18 protein-coding genes are annotated in these 19,106 nt (G+C 62.8%); 7 read left to right on the plus strand and 11 right to left on the minus strand.

The window, feature by feature from the left end; genetic code table 11:
* Window positions 1–48 precede the first annotated feature (48 nt).
* A complete protein-coding gene (locus tag IVA80_RS21345) occupies window positions 49–1,671 on the minus strand; it encodes an ABC-F family ATP-binding cassette domain-containing protein (RefSeq protein WP_247434764.1) in 1,623 nt (540 codons plus the stop codon).
* Window positions 1,672–1,938: 267 nt separating this feature from the next.
* Window positions 1,939–3,498 (minus strand): winged helix-turn-helix domain-containing tetratricopeptide repeat protein, encoded by a 1,560-nt coding sequence (locus IVA80_RS21350; protein ID WP_247434767.1) that lies wholly within the window; start codon window positions 3,496–3,498, stop codon window positions 1,939–1,941.
* Between the two features lie 160 nt (window positions 3,499–3,658).
* On the opposite strand from IVA80_RS21350, the gene IVA80_RS21355 reads away from it, so the two are divergent.
* Entirely contained in the window at window positions 3,659–3,901 is a 243-nt protein-coding gene (locus tag IVA80_RS21355) for a DUF1127 domain-containing protein (protein WP_247434770.1), read from the plus strand.
* 329 nt (window positions 3,902–4,230) lie between these two features.
* Here the strand turns inward: IVA80_RS21355 and IVA80_RS21360 are convergent, their stop codons facing one another.
* From IVA80_RS21360 to IVA80_RS21370, 3 genes are all read right to left on the minus strand, one after another.
* A complete protein-coding gene (locus IVA80_RS21360; protein WP_247434773.1) occupies window positions 4,231–4,917 on the minus strand; it encodes an outer membrane protein in 687 nt (228 codons plus the stop codon).
* Window positions 4,918–5,533: 616 nt separating this feature from the next.
* Window positions 5,534–8,599, minus strand: a complete 3,066-nt coding sequence (locus tag IVA80_RS21365; RefSeq protein WP_247434776.1) for an outer membrane beta-barrel protein — start codon at window positions 8,597–8,599, stop codon at window positions 5,534–5,536.
* Window positions 8,596–9,231 carry a pectate lyase-like adhesive domain-containing protein gene (locus IVA80_RS21370; protein ID WP_247434780.1) on the minus strand — a complete coding sequence of 212 codons (636 nt, stop codon included), beginning with the start codon at window positions 9,229–9,231 and terminating at the stop codon, window positions 8,596–8,598. Before IVA80_RS21370 ends, IVA80_RS21365 begins: the two co-directional genes overlap by 4 nt.
* Window positions 9,232–9,579: 348 nt before the next feature.
* Here IVA80_RS21370 and IVA80_RS21375 point away from each other — a divergent pair, with 348 nt between their 5' ends.
* Complete coding sequence (locus IVA80_RS21375; protein ID WP_247434783.1) at window positions 9,580–10,377, plus strand: helix-turn-helix transcriptional regulator; 798 nt, start codon at window positions 9,580–9,582, stop codon at window positions 10,375–10,377.
* A 72-nt stretch (window positions 10,378–10,449) separates the two neighbouring features.
* Here the strand turns inward: IVA80_RS21375 and IVA80_RS21380 are convergent, their stop codons facing one another.
* The 6 genes from IVA80_RS21380 to IVA80_RS21405 form a co-directional block, all read right to left on the minus strand.
* Entirely contained in the window at window positions 10,450–11,157 is a 708-nt protein-coding gene (locus tag IVA80_RS21380; RefSeq protein WP_247434785.1) for a hypothetical protein, read from the minus strand.
* Between the two features lie 289 nt (window positions 11,158–11,446).
* Window positions 11,447–11,596, minus strand: a complete 150-nt coding sequence (locus tag IVA80_RS21385) for a hypothetical protein (protein ID WP_247434788.1) — start codon at window positions 11,594–11,596, stop codon at window positions 11,447–11,449.
* Window positions 11,597–11,698: 102 nt separating this feature from the next.
* Window positions 11,699–12,520, minus strand: a complete 822-nt coding sequence (locus IVA80_RS21390) for a tetratricopeptide repeat protein (protein ID WP_247434791.1) — start codon at window positions 12,518–12,520, stop codon at window positions 11,699–11,701.
* Between the two features lie 32 nt (window positions 12,521–12,552).
* A complete protein-coding gene (locus IVA80_RS21395) occupies window positions 12,553–13,236 on the minus strand; it encodes a substrate-binding domain-containing protein (protein WP_247434794.1) in 684 nt (227 codons plus the stop codon).
* Between the two features lie 21 nt (window positions 13,237–13,257).
* Complete coding sequence (locus IVA80_RS21400) at window positions 13,258–13,959, minus strand: GrlR family regulatory protein (protein ID WP_247434798.1); 702 nt, start codon at window positions 13,957–13,959, stop codon at window positions 13,258–13,260.
* Window positions 13,960–14,155: 196 nt separating this feature from the next.
* Window positions 14,156–15,190, minus strand: a complete 1,035-nt coding sequence (locus tag IVA80_RS21405; protein ID WP_247434801.1) for a glutamine synthetase beta-grasp domain-containing protein — start codon at window positions 15,188–15,190, stop codon at window positions 14,156–14,158.
* A gap of 537 nt (window positions 15,191–15,727) precedes the next feature.
* Between IVA80_RS21405 and IVA80_RS21410 the strand changes: the two genes are divergently transcribed.
* From IVA80_RS21410 to IVA80_RS21430, 5 genes are all read left to right on the plus strand, one after another.
* Window positions 15,728–15,931 carry a DUF2735 domain-containing protein gene (locus tag IVA80_RS21410; RefSeq protein WP_247434804.1) on the plus strand — a complete coding sequence of 68 codons (204 nt, stop codon included), beginning with the start codon at window positions 15,728–15,730 and terminating at the stop codon, window positions 15,929–15,931.
* Window positions 15,932–16,196: 265 nt separating this feature from the next.
* Window positions 16,197–16,940: a tyrosine-protein phosphatase gene (locus IVA80_RS21415; protein WP_247434807.1), complete on the plus strand. Its 744-nt coding sequence runs from the start codon at window positions 16,197–16,199 to the stop codon at window positions 16,938–16,940.
* A gap of 21 nt (window positions 16,941–16,961) precedes the next feature.
* Complete coding sequence (locus IVA80_RS21420) at window positions 16,962–17,642, plus strand: SDR family oxidoreductase (protein WP_247434810.1); 681 nt, start codon at window positions 16,962–16,964, stop codon at window positions 17,640–17,642.
* 211 nt (window positions 17,643–17,853) lie between these two features.
* The gene (locus tag IVA80_RS21425) at window positions 17,854–18,537 is read left to right on the plus strand and encodes a DUF2161 family putative PD-(D/E)XK-type phosphodiesterase (protein ID WP_247434812.1); all 684 of its coding nucleotides are present in this window, start codon (window positions 17,854–17,856) and stop codon (window positions 18,535–18,537) included.
* 95 nt (window positions 18,538–18,632) lie between these two features.
* Window positions 18,633–18,938: a hypothetical protein gene (locus IVA80_RS21430; RefSeq protein ID WP_247434815.1), complete on the plus strand. Its 306-nt coding sequence runs from the start codon at window positions 18,633–18,635 to the stop codon at window positions 18,936–18,938.
* Window positions 18,939–19,106: the final 168 nt, after the last annotated feature.

Raw genomic sequence — 19,106 nt, forward strand, 5'->3', positions numbered from 1 at the left:
CACGAATCCCGGATTGCGCAGTCGCTCCATCCGGGCTACCGGCCGCAACTACGACCGCAACCCCGGCGCTTCCTGCCCCGTGCGCGCGACGTATTCGGTGTAGCCGCCGCCAAACTGGTGGATGCCCTCCGGCGTCAGCTCCAGCACGCGGTTCGACAGGACGCTGAGAAAATGCCGGTCGTGGGACACGAACAGCATGGTGCCCTCGAAATCCGCCAGCGCCGTAATCAGCATCTCCTTGGTGGCGAGGTCGAGATGGTTGGTCGGCTCGTCCAGCACCAGGAAGTTCGGCGGGTCGAACAGCATCTTGGCCATCACGAGGCGCGCCTTCTCGCCGCCCGAGAGCACGCGGCAGCGCTTCTCGACATCGTCGCCGGAGAAGCCGAAGCAGCCTGCGAGCGCGCGCAGGGAGCCCTGCCCCGCGGTCGGAAACGCGTATTCGAGTGACTGAAACACCGTCTGCTCGCCGTCGAGCAGATCCATGGCGTGCTGGGCGAAATAGCCCATCTTGACGCTGCCGCCGACCGCCACCGTGCCCTCGTCCGGCTCGCTCGCACCGGCGATGAGCTTGAGCAGCGTCGATTTGCCGGCGCCGTTCACACCCATCACGCACCAGCGCTCGCGGCGGCGGATCATGAAGTCGAGGCCGTCATAGATCCGTTTGCTGCCGTAGCCCTTGAACACCTTCTTCAGGGCAACGACGTCCTCGCCCGAGCGCGGCGCCGGTGGAAAATCGAACGCAACGCTCTGACGGCGGCGCGGCGGCTCGACCCGCTCGATCTTGTCGAGCTTCTTGACCCGGCTCTGCACCTGCGCTGCATGAGAGGCGCGCGCCTTGAAGCGCTCGATGAACTTGATCTCCTTGGCGAGCATGGCCTGCTGGCGTTCGAACTGCGCCTGCTGCTGCTTCTCGTTCAGCGCGCGCTGCTGCTCGTAGAATTCGTAATCGCCGGCATAGGTCGTGAGCGAGCCGGAATCGATCTCGACCACTTTCGAAATCACGCGGTTGATGAACTCGCGGTCATGCGAAGTCATCAACAGCGTGCCTTCGTAGTCGTGCAGGAATTTTTCCAGCCAGATCAGGCTTTCGAGATCGAGATGGTTGCTCGGCTCGTCGAGCAGCATGACGTCGGGACGCATCAGCAGGATGCGCGCCAGCGCCACGCGCATCTTCCAGCCGCCGGAGAGCTTACCGACGTCGCCGTCCATCATCTCCTGGCTGAAGCCGAGACCGGACAGCGCCTCGCGCGCCCTCCCGTCCAGCGCATAGCCGTCGAGCTCCTCGAAACGATGCTGCACCTCGCCATAGCGCGCGATGATCTCGTCCATCGCGTCGGCCTTGTCCGGATCGGCCATCGCCATCTCGAGTTCGCGCAGCTCGGCTGCAACTTCGCTCACGGGACCCGCGCCATCCATGACCTCGGCCACGGCGCTGCGTCCGGACATCTCGCCGACGTCCTGGTTGAAATAACCGATGGTGATGCCGCGATCGGTGGAGACCTGCCCTTCATCGGGCAGTTCCTCACCGGCGATCATCCGGAACAGTGTGGTCTTGCCGGCGCCGTTCGGGCCGACGAGGCCGATCTTCTCGCCCTTGTTGAGGGCGGCGGAAGCTTCGATGAACAGGATCTGGTGGCCGGCTTGCTTGCTGACGTTGTCGAGGCGGATCATGAGGTCTTTTTGGGGGGATTGTTGCGTTGCAGCGTCATAGGCCATATGGGCCGGAAGGGAAAGCCCGGCGGGGCCCGGGTTCTGCGCCCGCCAGCTGCCATTCCGATCGATTTACCCCGCAGATCAGGGCTTGTAGACCCCGACGATCCCGCATCATTGCCATCTCCTCACGGTTTGGGAGCGGACATGATCGGCTCGCTTTAGCGAGTCGGCTAAGGGCCCCAGAAGCGGTCATTTCGATCACATCGTCCGCTCAGCGCGGGAAGCTTATTCGGGCAACCCCGCTTTTCGAAGACCCTCAATGAACAGCTTTGAGCTTCTGGGGACCCGGGCAATATGCGCCGATATTGTAAAGGCGGGATCGATCTCCAGCACATGCGTCGCCGCCGCGTGCGCTTCAGCGTCGCGCCCGAGATGGGCGAAGGCGGAAGCGAGGCCGCGGCAAGCTGGCATAAAGGAGGGATTCTGACGAAGGGCTTTCTTCAATGCGCCGATTGCCTCGTCAAAGCGGTGAAGCCCCATAAGGGCATGCGCAATGCCAAGAAACGTCATGTGTAGCAGCGGGTCTACCGGGCTCATGCGAATGGCACGTTCAAAGCTTCGGATCGCTTCCTCCGGCAGCCCCGCCATTACGTAGACCCAGCCTCTGTTGTTCCAAGTGCGCCAGGAATTTGGGTTGAGCGCGACCGCCCGGTCAGCCATTTCGATGTCGGCTTCACTATCACCGACCATGCCCGCCGAGATTACAGCAATCCTTGACAACGTGTCGGGATCACCATCATCGAGACACAATGCCAAGCGAGCGAGCCGAACCGCTTCCTCGCAGTCGAACTGGGGATCGTTGGCGTAGCCTAAAGCAACGTTGCTCGCATGACAGTCACCCGCCAGAGCCGCTGCAGAGCCGAACCTCGGGTCTAGCTCCAAAGCGCGATGAGCCAGCCTGATCGCCTCGGTCAAACTTTCGCGGGTCGTCAGGTAATACTGTTGCATGGATCGGAGAAAAAAGTCATAGGCAGTGAGGTTCTCTGGTCGCCGCCGTGTCGCCACTTCAATTTCTGTTTGAAGCATCTTTGGCTGAATAGCCGAGACGACGGCGATGCTAACTTCGTCTTGAAGAGCGAAAACGTCGGTCAGGTCACGCTCAAACCTGTCCGCCCATAGATGCGCACCTGTCACCGCATCAATCAACTGCCCTGTGATTCGAACTTTCCCCGACGCCTTCCGCACAGATCCCTTGAGGATATAGCGCACGCCGAGCCTGCGCCCGACTTCCTTGATATCGAAGGCTTTGGCCTTGAAGGTGAAACTCGAGTGACGTGCGATAACGAACAGAGACTTAAACCGCGATAGCGCCGTGATGATTTCTTCCACCATGCCCTCGGCAAAGTATTCCTGCTCGGGATCGCCGCTCATGTTCTCAAACGGCAGCACGGCGATGGAGGGTTTGTCGGGGAACGCAAGGTCGGGTTTTTGAAGTTCTGCTTGATTGTCGGCAATTGCTGCGCCTGCCAATTCCTGCGCTTCCCGGACTGCTCCGACGAAACGGAAGCCCTTGCGCGGTAGTGTTTTGATAAAGCGCTGTTCCTCGCCGGAATCGCCTATTGCAGTCCGGGCGGCATTCAGGCGGGTTGTCAGCGCCGCGTCCGATACGCTACGCCCATCCCAAATGGCTTTGACGAGGTCGTCCTTGCTGACAACTCGTTCCCTGTTGCGGATCAGGTAATCGATCAGGTCAAATACCTGGGGCGCGACGGAAACGACGTCTGGCCCGCGATGCAGCTCGCGCCGGTCGGTGTCGAATGCGTACTCCTCGAACAGATAGCGCAACCTGCCAATCCCTTAGGCGGTCTCCGGGCATCGGGGCCCCAGCAATCTGGAACACAAAAAATAAGCTGCCCGTAAGGAAAATGTAAGCGGCACGTTAAGCGTGCTAGCCGGGGGTCCTGGCACCTTGGCGGAGTAGAAACAACTCACCCAGGGATGCTGCATGAGCACGATTTACCATATAACGGGCTTAGCTCAGACTACCATATCGCAGCGACGCGATTCCAGCGCCTTCAAGAATTTTTGGGGCGCGCTTCAAGGATGGCGGAAATGGGAGCGGCTGCGACGCGATCTTTGCAACCTAAGTGATCGGGAGCTAATGGATATCGGGATTACGCGTGGCGAGATCGACTACGTCTCCTCGAACCGAGATACCGACCCGCAAGGCATCCGATTCACCGGATGATGTCGATATCAGGCAGCGCAATTACGGTGACAGTTCGTGTTCGGCGGCCACGAGGTCGGGATCGGCTTTTCCGGGACCTGCACCGCGGTCCGCTTGGTTGAGGGCGAAGCCCTCGCCGGCTATGCTCATTTCGCGGAGTGAGGATGGGGCCGTACGCGATGAGAACCACAACGAACTAACCGAGGTTTCATCCGACCGACGCCGAGAAATGCAACGGATGTCAACCAACGCATTGTAGAAAATAACTGAGGGGCCCCGTTGCTGGAGCCCCTCTTCCGTCTAATTTTAAGCCAACCTTTGAAAGCTTCGTTCTGAAAGCTTTCGTTTGCTTAGAAGTGATAGTTCACACCAGCGCGCACGACGTGCATGTCTGTTTTCTCGCTGATGGAGAAGCCGGCGCCAGGGGGAAGGCCAAATTGATCAAGGTTGAATGCGTCCTTGCCCAGGTCAACATACAGGTACTCAGTCTTCAAAGACCAATTCTGTGCAATCATGTATTCGAAGCCACCGCCGGCGGTCCAACCGAGTTTCGTATTCGTCCCAAGTGGAACACCGCTGGTCGTCGTTGTCTGTCCATAGGCGAGGCCGCCCGTTGCGTAAACGACGAAACGCTCCCACGGCAGGAAACCAATGCGTCCGCGAACCGTACCGAAATAATGCACCGTCGTGCCGGCATCGCCGCCAGCAACCGCGCCTAACCCGAGGCTGCTCTTCACGTCCGTGCCCTGAATGTCAGCTTCGAGGCCATACAAGAACTGGCCGGCCTGCCAGTTGTAACCAAACTGACCACCGCCGAGGAATCCGTTCGACTTGAGGGCCACTACTCCACTCCCCAAAGGAGACTCAGAAATAATCGCCGATTCACCCCCTCCATATCCGGCGTTCACACCGACATAGAAACCTGTCCAGTTGAAAACCGGAGCGGCATGGGCCGGCGCCTTGGCGTACAAGTCCGCTGCCGATGATGAGCCAACCATGGTCAGCAAGGCCACCGAGGCCATCAAGATCTTCTTCATTAAAGCCCACCTGTTTTTTAAGTTATGGGCCACGCTTATAGCTTTCGAGAGCCTCGTGTGAAAACCACCTAGAAAGGTGGTTCGCTGTGCTTTATGTATGCCCGCGCAGGTCGGCGATCTGCACACTTTGGGAATGACATGCATCTCCACTGATCACATCGATCTGCAAGATCAAGAAGTCTATGCACGCCGGGATTAGCTGGCTGAGTTCTCAGTCGCCGACGGGGCGGCACTATTTGGACGTCGGCTTCGCCGACAGCTTTCCATGCGCGTTGTGGTCATGACGATTTCAAGATTCGCCTGATCGTGTTTCGCGATGCGCAGGGACCCCGCTTCTCGGCGCAGGACGGTCGGCGTCTGGGTTCGCGAGCGCGGGTTGAGATGGTTTCACCGTCAACAACTGATCAGCCACGGTCTGCTCGTGGTCCTGACACCGCTGAACGAAGTTTATTGCTCGCACTGCGCGACGGGCACGCATGAACAGGCCGCGCGCGGGTCGAGGCCTGCGTAAAGACGGGGGCCGCTTGCCCCGCGCCGTGACGACATCGAAGCATTACGCAAAAGCGCGTTGATCGCCGCTGCTTCATTCGCGATCTCAGCGGCGCGTCACGTGGTCTTAATTCGCAAGCGCGGTCCGTCCCGCGAACGGAGTCCAATCGAACTTGTAGTTCACGCCGAGCGTCATCACGTGATAGCGCTGCTTGATCGTCTCCGACTGCACCGCTGCGAGCGGCGCCGGCGCATTGGCGAACGTAGCCGTGGTGGTGCCGAGGTCGATATATTTGTAATCGCCAACCACCGACCAGTGCGCATCGAGCGCATGTTCGATGCCCGCCCCCGCGGTCCAGCCCCAGGCGGTCGTGTCGCTGTTGAGGATCCCGCCGGTGAAGCCGAGTCCCAAGGTGTTGAACACGGGGTTGGCGTTGAGCATGAAGTTGGTGTGACCCAGCGCCGCGCCGGTCTTGACGTAATAGAGCGTGCTGTCGGCCGCGTAACCGACGCGGCCCGTGAAGGTTGCGAGCCGGTCCAACCTCGAGCCGCAGTCCATCGCTGCGGCCGCGGGATCGGGGAAGCCCGCGAAACAGGTGTAGGTGCCCTCGATCTGCGACCATGAGCCGGCGGCTTCGAGCCCGAAGACCGCGCGCCCGCGCTGATAGTTGACGCCGACCTGCGCGCCGGCGACCGCGCCGCCCGCGCGCACCCGATCGCCGAAGCCGAACCACGGATACGGGTCGGCAAAATCGCTGTAGCCCGTGCCGCCGCCGAGATGTCCGCCGACATAGACGCCGGTCCAGTCCCGCGGCGCTGCCGGCGCCTTGGTGTACGGCGAGGTCGACGTCTCGGCGCGAGCGTCCCCGCCGAACCGGTACGAGGTCTGCACAAAGCCGCCCCAACGCTCGGTATAGAATTTTTCGGGCTGAATGCCCGGGACACCGGCAGTTTGCGTGTAGGCGCTGCTGGTTCCGAGATACATGTAACGGCCGCCTACGCCGACGCTCAAGCGATCGGTCATCGCGTAGGAGACGATCGCCTCGATCTGCGTGCCCCAGCCGTGGCCTTGTTCCGGACCCGGGTTGATATCGGGCCTGAGCCAATGATTGTCCTCCCCCTGGAAATTGACGTACGGGAGATAGGCGGCATCGATCTCGAGCTTCCAGCGGTCGCCGAGCGGGACGCGCGTATTCAAACCGACCGCGACGCCGCGCCAGATTTCAGTTTCGCTGAGGCCGGCAAGTGACGTGGCCGGTGCAATCGCCGGCACGCAGGCGTCGTACAGCCCGATCTGGACGCAGTCGAGCGTCGGGCCGCTCTCGTAGAATGAGCGATAGCCCACATAGGGACCGAGCTCTCCGCCCGGCCCTTTGATGACATTATATCCCACATCGAACCCTCCATAGCGGAGGTGGCCGTCGCGCTGTTGCTGAACCGTGTTCGAGTACGGCGTCAGGCTCGGCGGAAAATCCTCGTCATACATCTGTCCGCCGACGAAGTTGCCGAGCCCGAAATTGCCTTTCGCGAACATGCCGTTGCGATGATCGAGCCGTGCGAAGAGCTCAGCCGCGTAGGCGGTCATGCCCGTATAGGTGAGACGCGATTGCAGGTCGTCCAGGCTCGGGGTATCGCCGAAGTCCTGGGCCTTGCGGCCACTGCTCACGACGGCGCGCGCGCCCGCCTCGATGGTCCAGTCGGAGAACAGCTGCGGCGCCTTGACGTACGATACTGACGGCGCGGCCGACGCGTAGGCCGCGGCCGACGGATCGGTGCCGAGCTTGTAGTTCACGCCCATTTTCACCGTGTGCAGGTCCTGCATCAGCTGCACGTTCGAGGCGTTGCCGAACTGGTCCGTGAAGGTGAAGGTCTTGCTGCCGAAATTCGCATAATCGTATTCGACCTTGGCGGACCAGGCCGGCGAGAAGGCGTATTCGAGCCCGGTGCCGACCGTGTAGCCCCAGCGGGTAACATCGGCCTTGAAACGATTGTCCGGAGGGAGGAAGACGGGGAGGTTAATCAACGAAGTGACGGCCTCGTGCGCCTCGTGGGCCCAGGCGGCGCCCGCTTTGCCGTAGATGAGCAAATTGCCGTAGGTCGTGCCAAGGCGTCCGGTCAACGCGCCCAGCGCGTCGATGCGGGTATGACAGTTGAAGGCTAGGAGCCCCGTGCCCACTGCGCATTTGGCGTTGCTGTCGAAGTCCGCCCAGCTGGCTTCGCCCTCGATGCCCATCACCCAGCGGCCGAACTGCCAGTTGTAGCCGGCCTGGACGCCGAAGATCATGCCGCCTGTCTCTCCGGTGCCGGGAAACATGAGATCGCCAAACGCGTTGAACAGGCCGTCAGCGCGCTCCCAGTCGGTGCGTCCCCAGCCGCCGCCGCCATGGCCGCCGACATAGAAACCGGTCCAGTTGCGGTTGCCGGTCGGCGCAGCCGCAAACACCGGGCCGGCCCCGGCGCCGAACGACGGGATGCCCTCGCCGAGATGGTAATTCAGCCCAAGCTTGACGAGCTGCGCGTCGCTCCCCACCACGACGTTCGACTGATTGCCGAACTGGTCCGTCAGGGTCGTGGTCTTGTCGCCGAAGTGGAGATAGTCGTACTCGATCCTGGCGGACAGCTCACGCGAGAAGGCGTATTCGAGCCCAAGGCCGGCGGTCCAGCCAAGGCGCGTCGCGTTGCCGTAAAACTGATTGACGTTTCCGAAGGTCGGGTACGGCATCGTCGCAAACTGCTCGCGCGCCCAGCCAAAACCGCCCTTGCCGTACAGCAGGAACTCATCGACCGTGAAGCCAAGCCGCGCCGTCGCAGTGCCGAGAGCATTGGTGCGGGTGCGGCAGATCCAAACGGTGTTGCCGCATTCGGCGATGCCTTGCAGGTCCGCAAAGCTCGCATCCGCCTCAACGCCGAGCACCCAGCGGCCAATTTGTTTGTTATAGCCGATCTGGGCGCCCCCGATGGTCCCGGCGCTCGAAGCTTCGCCGAAGAACGGAGTGAAAGGCGCGAGCACGCCGCTGCCGCTGCGCCAGGCATCGTAGCCCCACCCGCTGCCGAGATGCGTGCCTACATACAGGCCGGTCCAGGAAGCGACCGGCGGCGGCGGACCAACCGAAAGATCGGCGGAATGCGCGGCAGAAACGCCTGATGCAAGCGCGACAAATGAGACCGTCGCGTAAAAAACTCGGCGTCTCATGATTCCCCGCGTCCGACGCCGCCAGCGGCCGCTAACTCTGCATGGCCGCCGAGACCGCCGCCACCGCCGCCGGTGGAGGACGAGCCGGCCACGCCATCTGCGCCGGCGGCGGCGTTGCCGCCGGTTGCGTTATTGCCGGAAAGAACGACATTGCTCACGGTAACATGGCCACCGCCGGCCACGAACAGCGCACCGCCAGCGCCGAGTCCGCCGCCGCCGGCGCCAGATTCAGCGAGACCGCCGTTGCCGCCGAGCGCCTGGGTGTTCTGGATCGTCAGATTGTTGATGGCGAGAGTGCCTGCATAGACAAAAAATCCGCGTTGCACGCCGCCGCCGTCCAGCCTGAAGCCGCCGCCATTCACCGTGACGTTGCTGGTGGTGTTGAAGGCGTTCAGCGTATCGGCCGCTGCGCCAGTCAGCGTGATGTTGTTCTGAAAGTTGATGACATAACTCGTGCTGGCATTGCGGTCGGCCTGCGCAATCGCCGCCGACAGGCCCGCGCCATCGGACACATTGATGACCGTGTGGGCGTGCGCGCACGTGCAACTGATCAGGGCGTATGCCGTACCGCTCAGGAGGGCGGATCGCATCAGATGTTCGCCGCGCTGTCGACGGACGGGCGTGTTCTTCACTTTATTGCTCCACCGTCGGCACCTTGGCCGGTGGAAGCTGCGAGTCCCGGAATAGCGCATGACAGGACGATGAATGAGCCGGGAGGCCATCGCCTCTCCGTCCGGCCTTCGCCGCGGCTTTTAAGCCGGCACGCGCCCGTCGTCGTACGCATCGTTGATCCCCCAATGTCGCCGCACTGAGAGAATCCGTCTTCCCAGTCACCGTGCCGAATATCGCCCCACTTGATGCGTCTGAGAACTACCTAGAAAGGTGGTTCGCGGTGCTTTATGTATGCCCGCGCAGGTCGGGGACCTCTGAGGTCGGCGACCTCCGAGGTCGGAGAACTCTGCACACTCGTTGGGAATGACATGCATCTCTCCACGGATCCCATCGATCCGCAAAATCAAGAAGTCTATGCGCTCTGGGATCAGCTGGCTGACTTCTCGGTCGCCGACGGTGACGCCGCGTTGACACACCTGATGTCCGCACTGCGTACCATGTTGTCGGCACGCAATGTGCTGTGGGGTGTGGTCGTGCGATTGCCTTCGCCGAAGGGGGCCGATCCCTTGCTCGGCTGGCGGCCGCGCCTCGTCAGGGTGCTGGACCCGATACCGGCGGTGGCGGCTTCCGTGCAGAAGCAGTACGATAGGCTCTGGTCCAACGACGTCGACCTGTCTCAGATCCTTTCAATGTCGGGCGATGAGCCGTTCCGCGTCCGTCTGCTGTTCGAAGCACTGCCGCCCGCATGGTTCGAGGGCGAGCACTATCGGCGGCACTATCTGGATGTCGGCTTCGCCGACAGCATTTCCGTGCGCATTGCGCTCAATGACGACGTACGGATTCGCCTGTTCGTGTTTCGCGATGCGCAGGCACCCCGCTTTACGGCGCAGGACGGTCAGCGTCTGGGCTTCGTCATGCGCGCCTTGAGATGGTTCCACCGAGAACAATTGCTCAGCCACGGTCTGCTCATCGCCAACGCGCCCCTGACGCCTGCCGAGCGGAAGGTGTTGCTCGCACTGCTCGACGGGCACGCGGAAAAGCAGATCGCGCAGAAGCTCGAGCAAAGTCCGAACACCACCCATTTCCACGTCAAGTCGATCTACGCCAAGTTCGGCGTGCGCAATCGCGCGGCGCTCGCCTCGCTGTGGCTCGGCAAGCTGCGATAACGAACTGAAGCCGCAGTGCTGCCATAGACGCACTTCAAGACGATGCACATCCCACACCTCGGTGAAGATGTCCTAGGCCCGCCGCATCAACTTGAGCGAGGCCGCAAGGCGCAAGCTGCGCTTGCCGGCGAGCGCGATGCCTTCGAGCTCGCCGCTGTCGGCCGTGCAGGTGCCGGAGAAGCCGATCCCGACCTCGTAGCCGCCGAACACGGGATTTTCGCCTTTCGCCGGCGTGTGCTCCTGGTTGAGCATCTCGCCCTTCCAGCGGCCGTCCGCTGAGGAGTAGGAGCCAAGATAGTAGAAGAACGCATCGCCGCCGAGTATGCGGCCGTCGATCAACAGCATCACGCCGGAGAGTCCGGCATCGACACCATCGAGCGCGCGCAGACCGATTCCGTAGAGGCCGTTGGCGATGCCGCCCGCTCCGATCGTGCCGCGTGGCGGCAGCGCCCCATCGTCGAGCCGCGTCAGATTGGCCCAGAAATGACCGCCCGGCATGGTGTCCGCGCTGCCCTCGAGGCGGATCTGGTTGTCGATTAATCGCCCGCGTGCGCCGATCGAGGCGACATCGGCGCCCATCAGCGGCTTGTAGTGCGGATCCTCGTTATGCCGTTCGGTGATCACCTCGGCGACGATCTCGCCGTCGTCGCGCTGCTGATACGTTCCAAGATGGGCGAACGCCGAATTGCCGCCGAGCATCTTGCCGTCATGCAGGCACATGATGCTACGGCCGAAGGCATCGTGGATGCCGTATTCAACCTTGTAGAGTCCGTCCAGCAACGCAATTGACCCGTAAAATAAAAAAGAATCACGGGCTACCTAGCACCGCCGCCGCACCAAGACCATCAGGCTTTTCCGCGCAGGGGCCACGCGCTGAGCCTGTCTTTGCATGATGCGATCATGCCCCTGTTTTGCCCGACGGAGCAAGTTGTTTTCGCCAAATCCGCAATGAGCGATTTCACCCAGAAGGTGATTTCAGCAGCCAAGTGATTTCAACGACTTGGCTACTGTGCATGGGGTTGTTTTTCGACTTTTGTTGCGGCCGGCGCTGGACGGCCCTCCTCATGCGTCAGTGACGCTTGAAATACTGCACCTCGCGCTCGTGCCTTTCGGCCGCAGCTCTGCTTCTGAACGTGCCGAGGTTGCGGCGCTTGCCGGTCTTGGGATTCACCTTGCGGGAATAGAGGCGGTATTCGCCGGATGCCAGTTTGCGGATCATGGTTGCGCTCCGTTCTGTCTCGCCATCAACAGTGTACGGACGAGCCAGGTTCCGTCACGCTTGCCTGCCAACGGCCGAAAGACCGCTTCCCTCCGGCGACGCTCAGAAGCACAGCGTGGTGACGAGCTTGCCCTGCTTGTCCTTGATCGCATAGGGACAGCGTATCCGCTCCAGCGCCTTCTTGGCATCGTCGTCGCCGAGTGCGGCGGCGCGCTCGTAATAGGCCTTTGCGGCATCCTTGTCCTTGGCGCCGCCGCGGCCCACTTGCGCGAAGGCGCCCATCCGCTCCAGCGCGCCGGGATGGTTTTGCGCCGCGGCCTTCTCGAACAGCACGCGCGCCGCGACGTCGTCCTTTGTACCGCCGGTGCCATCGGAGAGCATCAGGCCGAGCTGATACTGCGCCTCCGGATTGGTCTCAGCGGCTTTGCCGAGCAGCGCGCGCGCCTGCGCGGGATCGGCCGGTGCGGCGCCGCCTGTCCCGCCGAGCGCGGCAAGATTGCTGATGCCGCGAGGATTGCCGGCCTGCGCCGCCCTCTCGAACAATTTGCGTGCCTGTGCCTCGTCCTTGGTAATGCCGGAGCCGGTGCCGTAGGCCACGCCGAGTTCGACCATCGCGGCGCTCGAGCCCTTGTCGGCGGCCTTGCGCCAGGCGGCGATCGCGTCCGCCGTCTGCCGGTTGGCCGCATAGGCGCGGCCGAGCGCGAACATCGCGCGCCGCGACGACGATGCGGCCTGCTTGCAGAACTTGATGGCGATGGCGACGTCGGAGGCTGCGACCTCCGCGACGCCCCTCACGTCGGCCGGCTTGTCGGGATCGCTGGGATCGGCGGCCACCCGGTCGCACAGGACGAGATCGGCCGATTGGGCCTGCGCCGATAGCGGCGCCGCAAGCGCGAGGAGGATGGCAAGGAGACAAGTCCGCATGCGCACTACGTTGCGTGTCCGCGCCGGCAAATTCAAGGCTCGAGTCCCGATTGGCGCAGAACCGGCACGACCTCCGGCGATGCGAGATAGCGCAGCAGCCGGCCGGCGGCTTCGGCGTGTTTCGCGTTGGCCATGCGGCCGGCGGAGAACACGGCCGGTGTCTGCAAATCGTGCGGGATCGGGCCGACGACCTCAATGCCCTCGACTTGCTTCAGCTCGCTGATCTGCTGCACGGCGAGGTCGGCCTCGCCAGTCACGAGCCGCTCCGCCGTAAAGCCCTGCGCGACGATGGTGGCCTTGGCATTGATCTCGGCTGCGATCCCCATCTGCGCGATCAACCGGGCGAAGTACACGCCGCTCGCGCCCAGCCGCGAATAGGCGACGGACCGTGCCGAGAGCAGCGATTTGCGCAATGCGGCTTCGCTGGAGATGTCGGGATGCATCTGCCCCGCGCGCACGGCGATGCCGACGAAGGAGCGCGCCAGATCGGCCGCGCCACCTGCGAGCACGCGGCCCTCGCCGATCATCTCGTCGAGCCCTTCGCGCGTCAGGATGACGAGGTCGGCGGCCTCGCCGTCGCGTAGCCGCCTCAGCAGTGCCAGCGTTGGCGCGAAGTCGGCATCGACATGGATGCCCGTTGCGGTCTCGAAGGCGGAGGACAGGCTGCGCATCGCGCCCATCAGGCCGAGCGTCGAGAGCATGCGAATTTTTTCCATGTGCAATCCCAGGGGTAACGATCAGGCGCGGTGCATCAGCTTGAGCGCGGCGGTCAGGCGCAGGCTGCGCTTGCCGGCGAGCGCCGTTGCCTCCAGCATCGCCTGCTCCGCGTCATAGGTGCCGGAGAAACCGATGCCGACCTCGTGGCCGCCGAAGATCGGATCGTGCTTGGCCGGCGTGTGCTCCTGATTGAGAATCTGGCCCTTCCAGCGCCCGTTGGCGGCGGTGTAGCTGCCGAGATAATAGAACGAGGCATCGCCGCCGAGAATGCGGCCCTGGTTGAGCAGCATCACGCCGGTCAGCCCGCCATCGACCCCGTCGAGCATGCGCAGATGCATCGAATAGAGGCCATCGGCAGTACCGGCCTCGCCGACACCGCCGGCAATCGGCACCTCGTCTTCGGTGATCGGTGTCATCACCGACTGGAACGGCACGCCGGGCAGCTCCTTGAGTTCGCCCTTGAAGCGATAGAGATCGCCATCGGCCCGGCCCTTTGCAAGCAGGGTCGCATCGTCGGTGCCGGCCATGGCGCGATAATTCGGGTCGGGATTGTGGCGGACGGTCTTGATGACGATATCGATGCCGCCTTCGGTCCTCTCATAGGTGCCGATATGGGCGAAGGCCGAATTGCCGCCGAGCATCTTGCCATTGCCGGCATGCATCACGCTCCGGCCGACACCGTCGCCGAGTTGAAATCTGACCTTATAGAAACCTTCAAACACCAGCCGTGTCCCCGGCCCGCGCGCATCCGGACGCAGTCTATCCCGCTTTCAGCCGCGAGGGACAAGTTTCACGCAATCGAGGCTCGCGGACCACAGAAGGGGCCATCATCAAAATGCAAAAATCCGCCGGAGCCTTTCGACTCCGGCGGATTGAAGGCCAACCCGGGCCAGCCCCCCAGCCCGGGCCGGGAGGATCTTAGGCGGCCGCCTTCTTGCCAGCCGGCACGGATTCGATCGTCTTCAGGATCTGCGAAGCAATCTGGTATGGGTCGCCCTGCGAATTCGGACGGCGGTCTTCCAGATAGCCCTTGTAACCATTGTTGACGAAGGAGTGAGGAACGCGGATCGAGGCACCGCGGTCGGCAACGCCGTAGCTGAACTTGTTCCACGGTGCGGTCTCGTGCTTGCCGGTCAGACGCTTGTCGTTGTCCGGGCCGTAGACGGCGATGTGGTCCATGATGTTCTTGTCGAAGGCAGCCATCAGCGCCTCGAAGTACTCCTTGCCGCCGACCGTACGCATATACTCGGTCGAGAAGTTGGCGTGCATGCCGGAGCCGTTCCAGTCGGTGTCGCCAAGCGGCTTGCAGTGGAACTCGATGTCAATGCCGTACTTTTCAGTCAGGCGCAGCATCAGGTAGCGGGCAATCCACATTTCGTCAGCGGCCTTCTTGGAGCCCTTGCCGAAGATCTGGAATTCCCACTGGCCCTTGGCGACTTCCGCGTTGATGCCTTCATGGTTGATGCCGGCAGCTAAGCAGAGGTCGAGGTGCTCTTCGACGATCTTGCGAGCGACGTCGCCGACATTCGAGAAGCCGACGCCGGTGTAGTACGGACCCTGCGGCGCCGGATAACCGGAAGCCGGGAAGCCGAGCGGACGGCTGTCCTTGTAGAAGAAGTATTCCTGCTCGAAGCCGAACCAGGCGCCGGCGTCATCGAGGATGGTGGCGCGCTTGTTGGAGGCGTGCGGGGTCTTGCCATCGGGCATCATGACTTCGCACATCACGAGCACGCCGTTGGTGCGGGCGGCATCCGGGAACACGGCGACCGGCTTCAGCACGCAATCGGAGCTGTGGCCTTCGGCCTGCTGGGTGGAGGAGCCATCGAAGCCCCAGAGCGGAAGCTGCTCGAGCGTCGGGAACGACGCGAATTCCTTGATCTGTGTTTTGCCGCGCAAGTTCGGAGTCGGCGTATATCCGTCGAGCCAGATGTACTCGAGCTTATACTTGGTCATTGAGCCTCTCTGTAGATGATGCGAAAGGTGGGGGCCCGGGGGGCCCCCGCACGTTTGTACCCGGCCATCATCGGGCGACCCTTTACAAGCATTTAACGTGCCAAAAGGCCGCAGCCCGGGAGGTTTTCCACCGCACCCGGTCCTCACCTGCGGAGCAGCCACGGCCGGCACCGCATGCGTCATAGCGGCGCACCTTTCCGTGAAGCTGCACCGCAAAAATTCCGCGAAAAACGCCTGATTCCGGAGCAGGCGCGCCTGGGCCAGAAGTTGCCGGCTAAACACGCATCAACGACCGGCAATATTCGCCAAGACGGTGCCCGTCGCCCGCAACCTTCGCAATGGCCCATGAGTTAGCCACCGGACCGCTGCCTTAGAGGAAGCAGAATGCCGTCTGCCTACAAAATAGGCCAACACTGATTTCCTTTTCAGCACTTTGCATTTGGGGATGCACGGCCAATATTGCGATTCCAGTAACCACAAGCCAACGAGTCGGGCGCACCATGGAGGCAAAGCGCCTGGGCCGGAGGAGAAATCGAAATGATGAACAATGGTCTGAGTCACGGATCTGCAAAGATCTACCAATTCCCTGTCGGGGGCCGCGCGGCTCTCGCAGGACGCCGCTATGGTGAAGCCCGCATCCCTGCCGATCACGTCTCCCTTCCCGTGACCGAGACGATTTGCAGCGAAAGCTGGTACCATCAGGAAGCCGTCGACGAAGCCAAGCCGAAATGGGATCGCTAATGCCTGCGTTCAGTTCAATACCGCCGCGCTCTCTCAATGCCCGGCGTCAGTTTGAAAAAGGGTCGAAACAACGAAGTTTCGGCCCTTTTTGATTCCGGACTTGATTGTGGGATTAAATCCCGGCACAGGCCGTCACCGGCCGCTTCAGATGCTTGACCGTCGTGCTCCCGGTCTTGCCGATGGTCAGCGTGGTCCCCGCCCCCCGAATAGCGTGTGCCCGAGACCGTCAGGTACGTCCAACGAAACCATAACCCAAGCTGATCTCATGTCAGATGCCCCTGCCCGCCACCTCGCCCTGCAAGGCGCGAGCAATTTTCGCGACCTCGGCGGCTATCCGACTTCGGATGGCCGCACCACGCGCTGGCGCCACATCTTCCGCTCCAACCATCTCGGCCAGCTCACCGCTGCCGACATCGAGATCGTCCGCGCGCTGGGCGTGCGAAGCGCGTTCGACTTTCGCGGCGTCGAGGAGCGCGCGGCCGGGGTCTGCGTCATGAACGAGATCACCGTGCATTCGCTGCCGATCGAGCCGACGGTCGTGGCCGCGCTGCGCGCCGAGCTTGCCAAGGGCAGGCTCACCGCGCCGGTCGCGCTCGAACTCATGCGAGAATCCTATCGCAATTATGTCCGCCACAACACGACCAGTTTCCGCCACCTGTTCGGCCATCTCCTGGAAGATCGCGCGCCGCTCGTCATTCACTGCACCGCCGGCAAGGACCGCACCGGCTTTGCAAGCGCCCTGATCCTGCATGCGCTCGGCGTGCCCGATGACGTCATTGCCGAGGACTACCTGTTGACCAACCGGCACTACAGGCGCGACGCATCAAATGCCTCCGATCTTCCCGCCGACGTCCTCGACGCGATCGGCAGCGTCGAGGCCTCGTATCTCGCGGCCGCCTTCGAAGCCATCGGCCGCGAATATGGCGATCTCGAAACCTACTTGCGCGACGGCCTCAAGCTCGGCACACCGGAGCAGACCGCGCTGAAGGCGCGTTATCTGCAATCGTAAGGCCGTGCCGGGAGAACGATGATGCAAGGCAAGGTTCTGATCGTGACGGGCGCGCTCGGCGCACTCGGCAAGGTTGTCGCCGAGACAGCGTTGGCGCGCGGCGCACGTGTGGCCGGCATCGATTATGCGCCCTCGCAGATCTCCGCGACGTCCGGGCGCATCGAGATCGGCGGTGTCGACCTGTCTGACGCAGCGCAGGCGAAGACGGTGGTCGAGGCGGCGGCAAAGCACTTCGGCAAGCTGGATGCGTTGATCAACATCGCCGGCGGCTTCGCCTTCGAGACCGTGGGCGACGGCGACATCGAGACGTGGCAGCGCATGCATGCGCTCAACGTGCTGACGGCCCTCAACACCTCGCGCGCGGCGCTGCCGCATCTCGCCTCGTCCGAGGCCGGCCGCATTGTCAATATCGGCGCCATGGGCGCGCTCCAGGCAAGCGCCGGCATGGGCCCCTATGCGGCGTCCAAGGCAGCCGTGCATCGCCTGACCGAAGCCCTGGCGAGCGAGTGGAAGGGCAAGGTCACCGTCAATGCGGTGCTGCCTTCGATCATCGACACCAAGGCCAATCGCGCGGACATGCCGAAAGCGGATTTCTCCAGATGGGTGACACCGCAGGAACTCGCCGAGGTGATCCTGTTCCTCGCCGGCGACGCCGCGAGCGGCGTCACCGGCGCGCTGATCCCGGTCGGCGGGCGGATTTAGGGAGTCGGACTTCGCTATCGGGGTCTGTGTCTGGTTCTGGATCGGCTCGCATGCCGAATACGACCGCCTTATTGGCTGAGACCTCAGTCCGGTACCAACAGCCGCAGATTGCCCTCGAAGCGGATGCTCTGGCGCAGAGCCCTAAGTCCGATCCGGGCTAGACTGCCGGCAACTGATTCTCGGATCGGAACGCAAGACCCGGATGCTTTCCTTGGAAACCGCGCTTTATCTACCCGTCAAACGCTTCCTCGAAGAGCTCGGCTTCACGGTCAAGGGCGAGATCGGCGGCTGCGACCTGGTCGGCCTCAGCACCAGCGATCCGCCCGTGGTGGTGATCGGCGAACTCAAGCTGGCTTTCAATCTCGAGCTGATCCTCCAGGCGGTCGGCCGCGCGCCGGCTGGCGACGAGGTCTGGATCGCTGCAAAAATGTCCGTGCGCGGCAAGGGGCGCGAGAGCGATGCGCGTTATCGCAACCTCTGCCGTCGCCTCGGCTTCGGTATGCTCGGGGTGACCGACCGCGGCCAGGTCGAGGTGCTGGTGAAGCCGCCGACCGCGACGCCACGCCGCGAGCCGAAGACCCGCTCGCGCCTCGTCGCCGAGCATCAGCGCCGCCAGGGCGATCCCGTGCTCGGCGGCAGCACCCGCGCGCCGATCATGACGGCTTATCGCCAGCAGGCGCTGGCCTGCGCCTCCGCGCTCGCCGACGGGCCGCGGCGGGTGAGCGAATTGCGCGAGCGCTGCCCCGATGCCGGCAAGATCTTGCTTAACAATGTGTATGGCTGGTTCGAACGCACTGAGCGGGGAATCTACGGGCTGACGGAGGCCGGACACGCAGCGCTGAAGCGCTGGCCGCAACAGCGGGTCGGCTTGGCCGGTGTCGCGTCACCGCCCTGACACCCGACCGGTGCATAGCTGTGATGCCACACGGATTTCATATTGCAATGCAACATTGGCCGCACTAGGTATCCCGGCATCGAAACGAGGCCGTTATGAGCGCAGACTGGAATACCAAATATGGCACGCGGCGCGTGCGCCACGATCCGCCGACCCTAGACGAGGCGATCTTCGCCGCGGTCGGAATCACCGACGATCAGGGGCAGCAGGCCGAGATCGCGGCATCGCTGATGGGCATGCCGCTGGACGTCGTGCAGGCCGAGGTGAAGAAGCAGGCCCGCACCAACAGCCGCATCACCGCCACGCGCGTGATCGCAGGCGAACAGGGTGCGCAGCGCTCGGTCGTCGTCGAACGCCGCGTCGTGCGCCGCTTCGGCAACGACAAGCGCACCGGAACCTGAACGCGTCATTTCGTGACCTAGATTCCAAAGCGGACCGGCCTTGCCGGCCCGCTTTTTTGATTCTAGGCGGTCGTCCGTGAAGAATAGCCAAGCCGTTGATTTGGAATCATAAACCGACGATCTGTGGAAATCCAATTTGCCGGAAACCGGCCGCTGGAAAGGGGATTC

Origin of the sequence: Bradyrhizobium sp. 139, from assembly GCF_023074175.1 — a bacterium.
GTDB lineage: Bacteria > Pseudomonadota > Alphaproteobacteria > Rhizobiales > Xanthobacteraceae > Bradyrhizobium.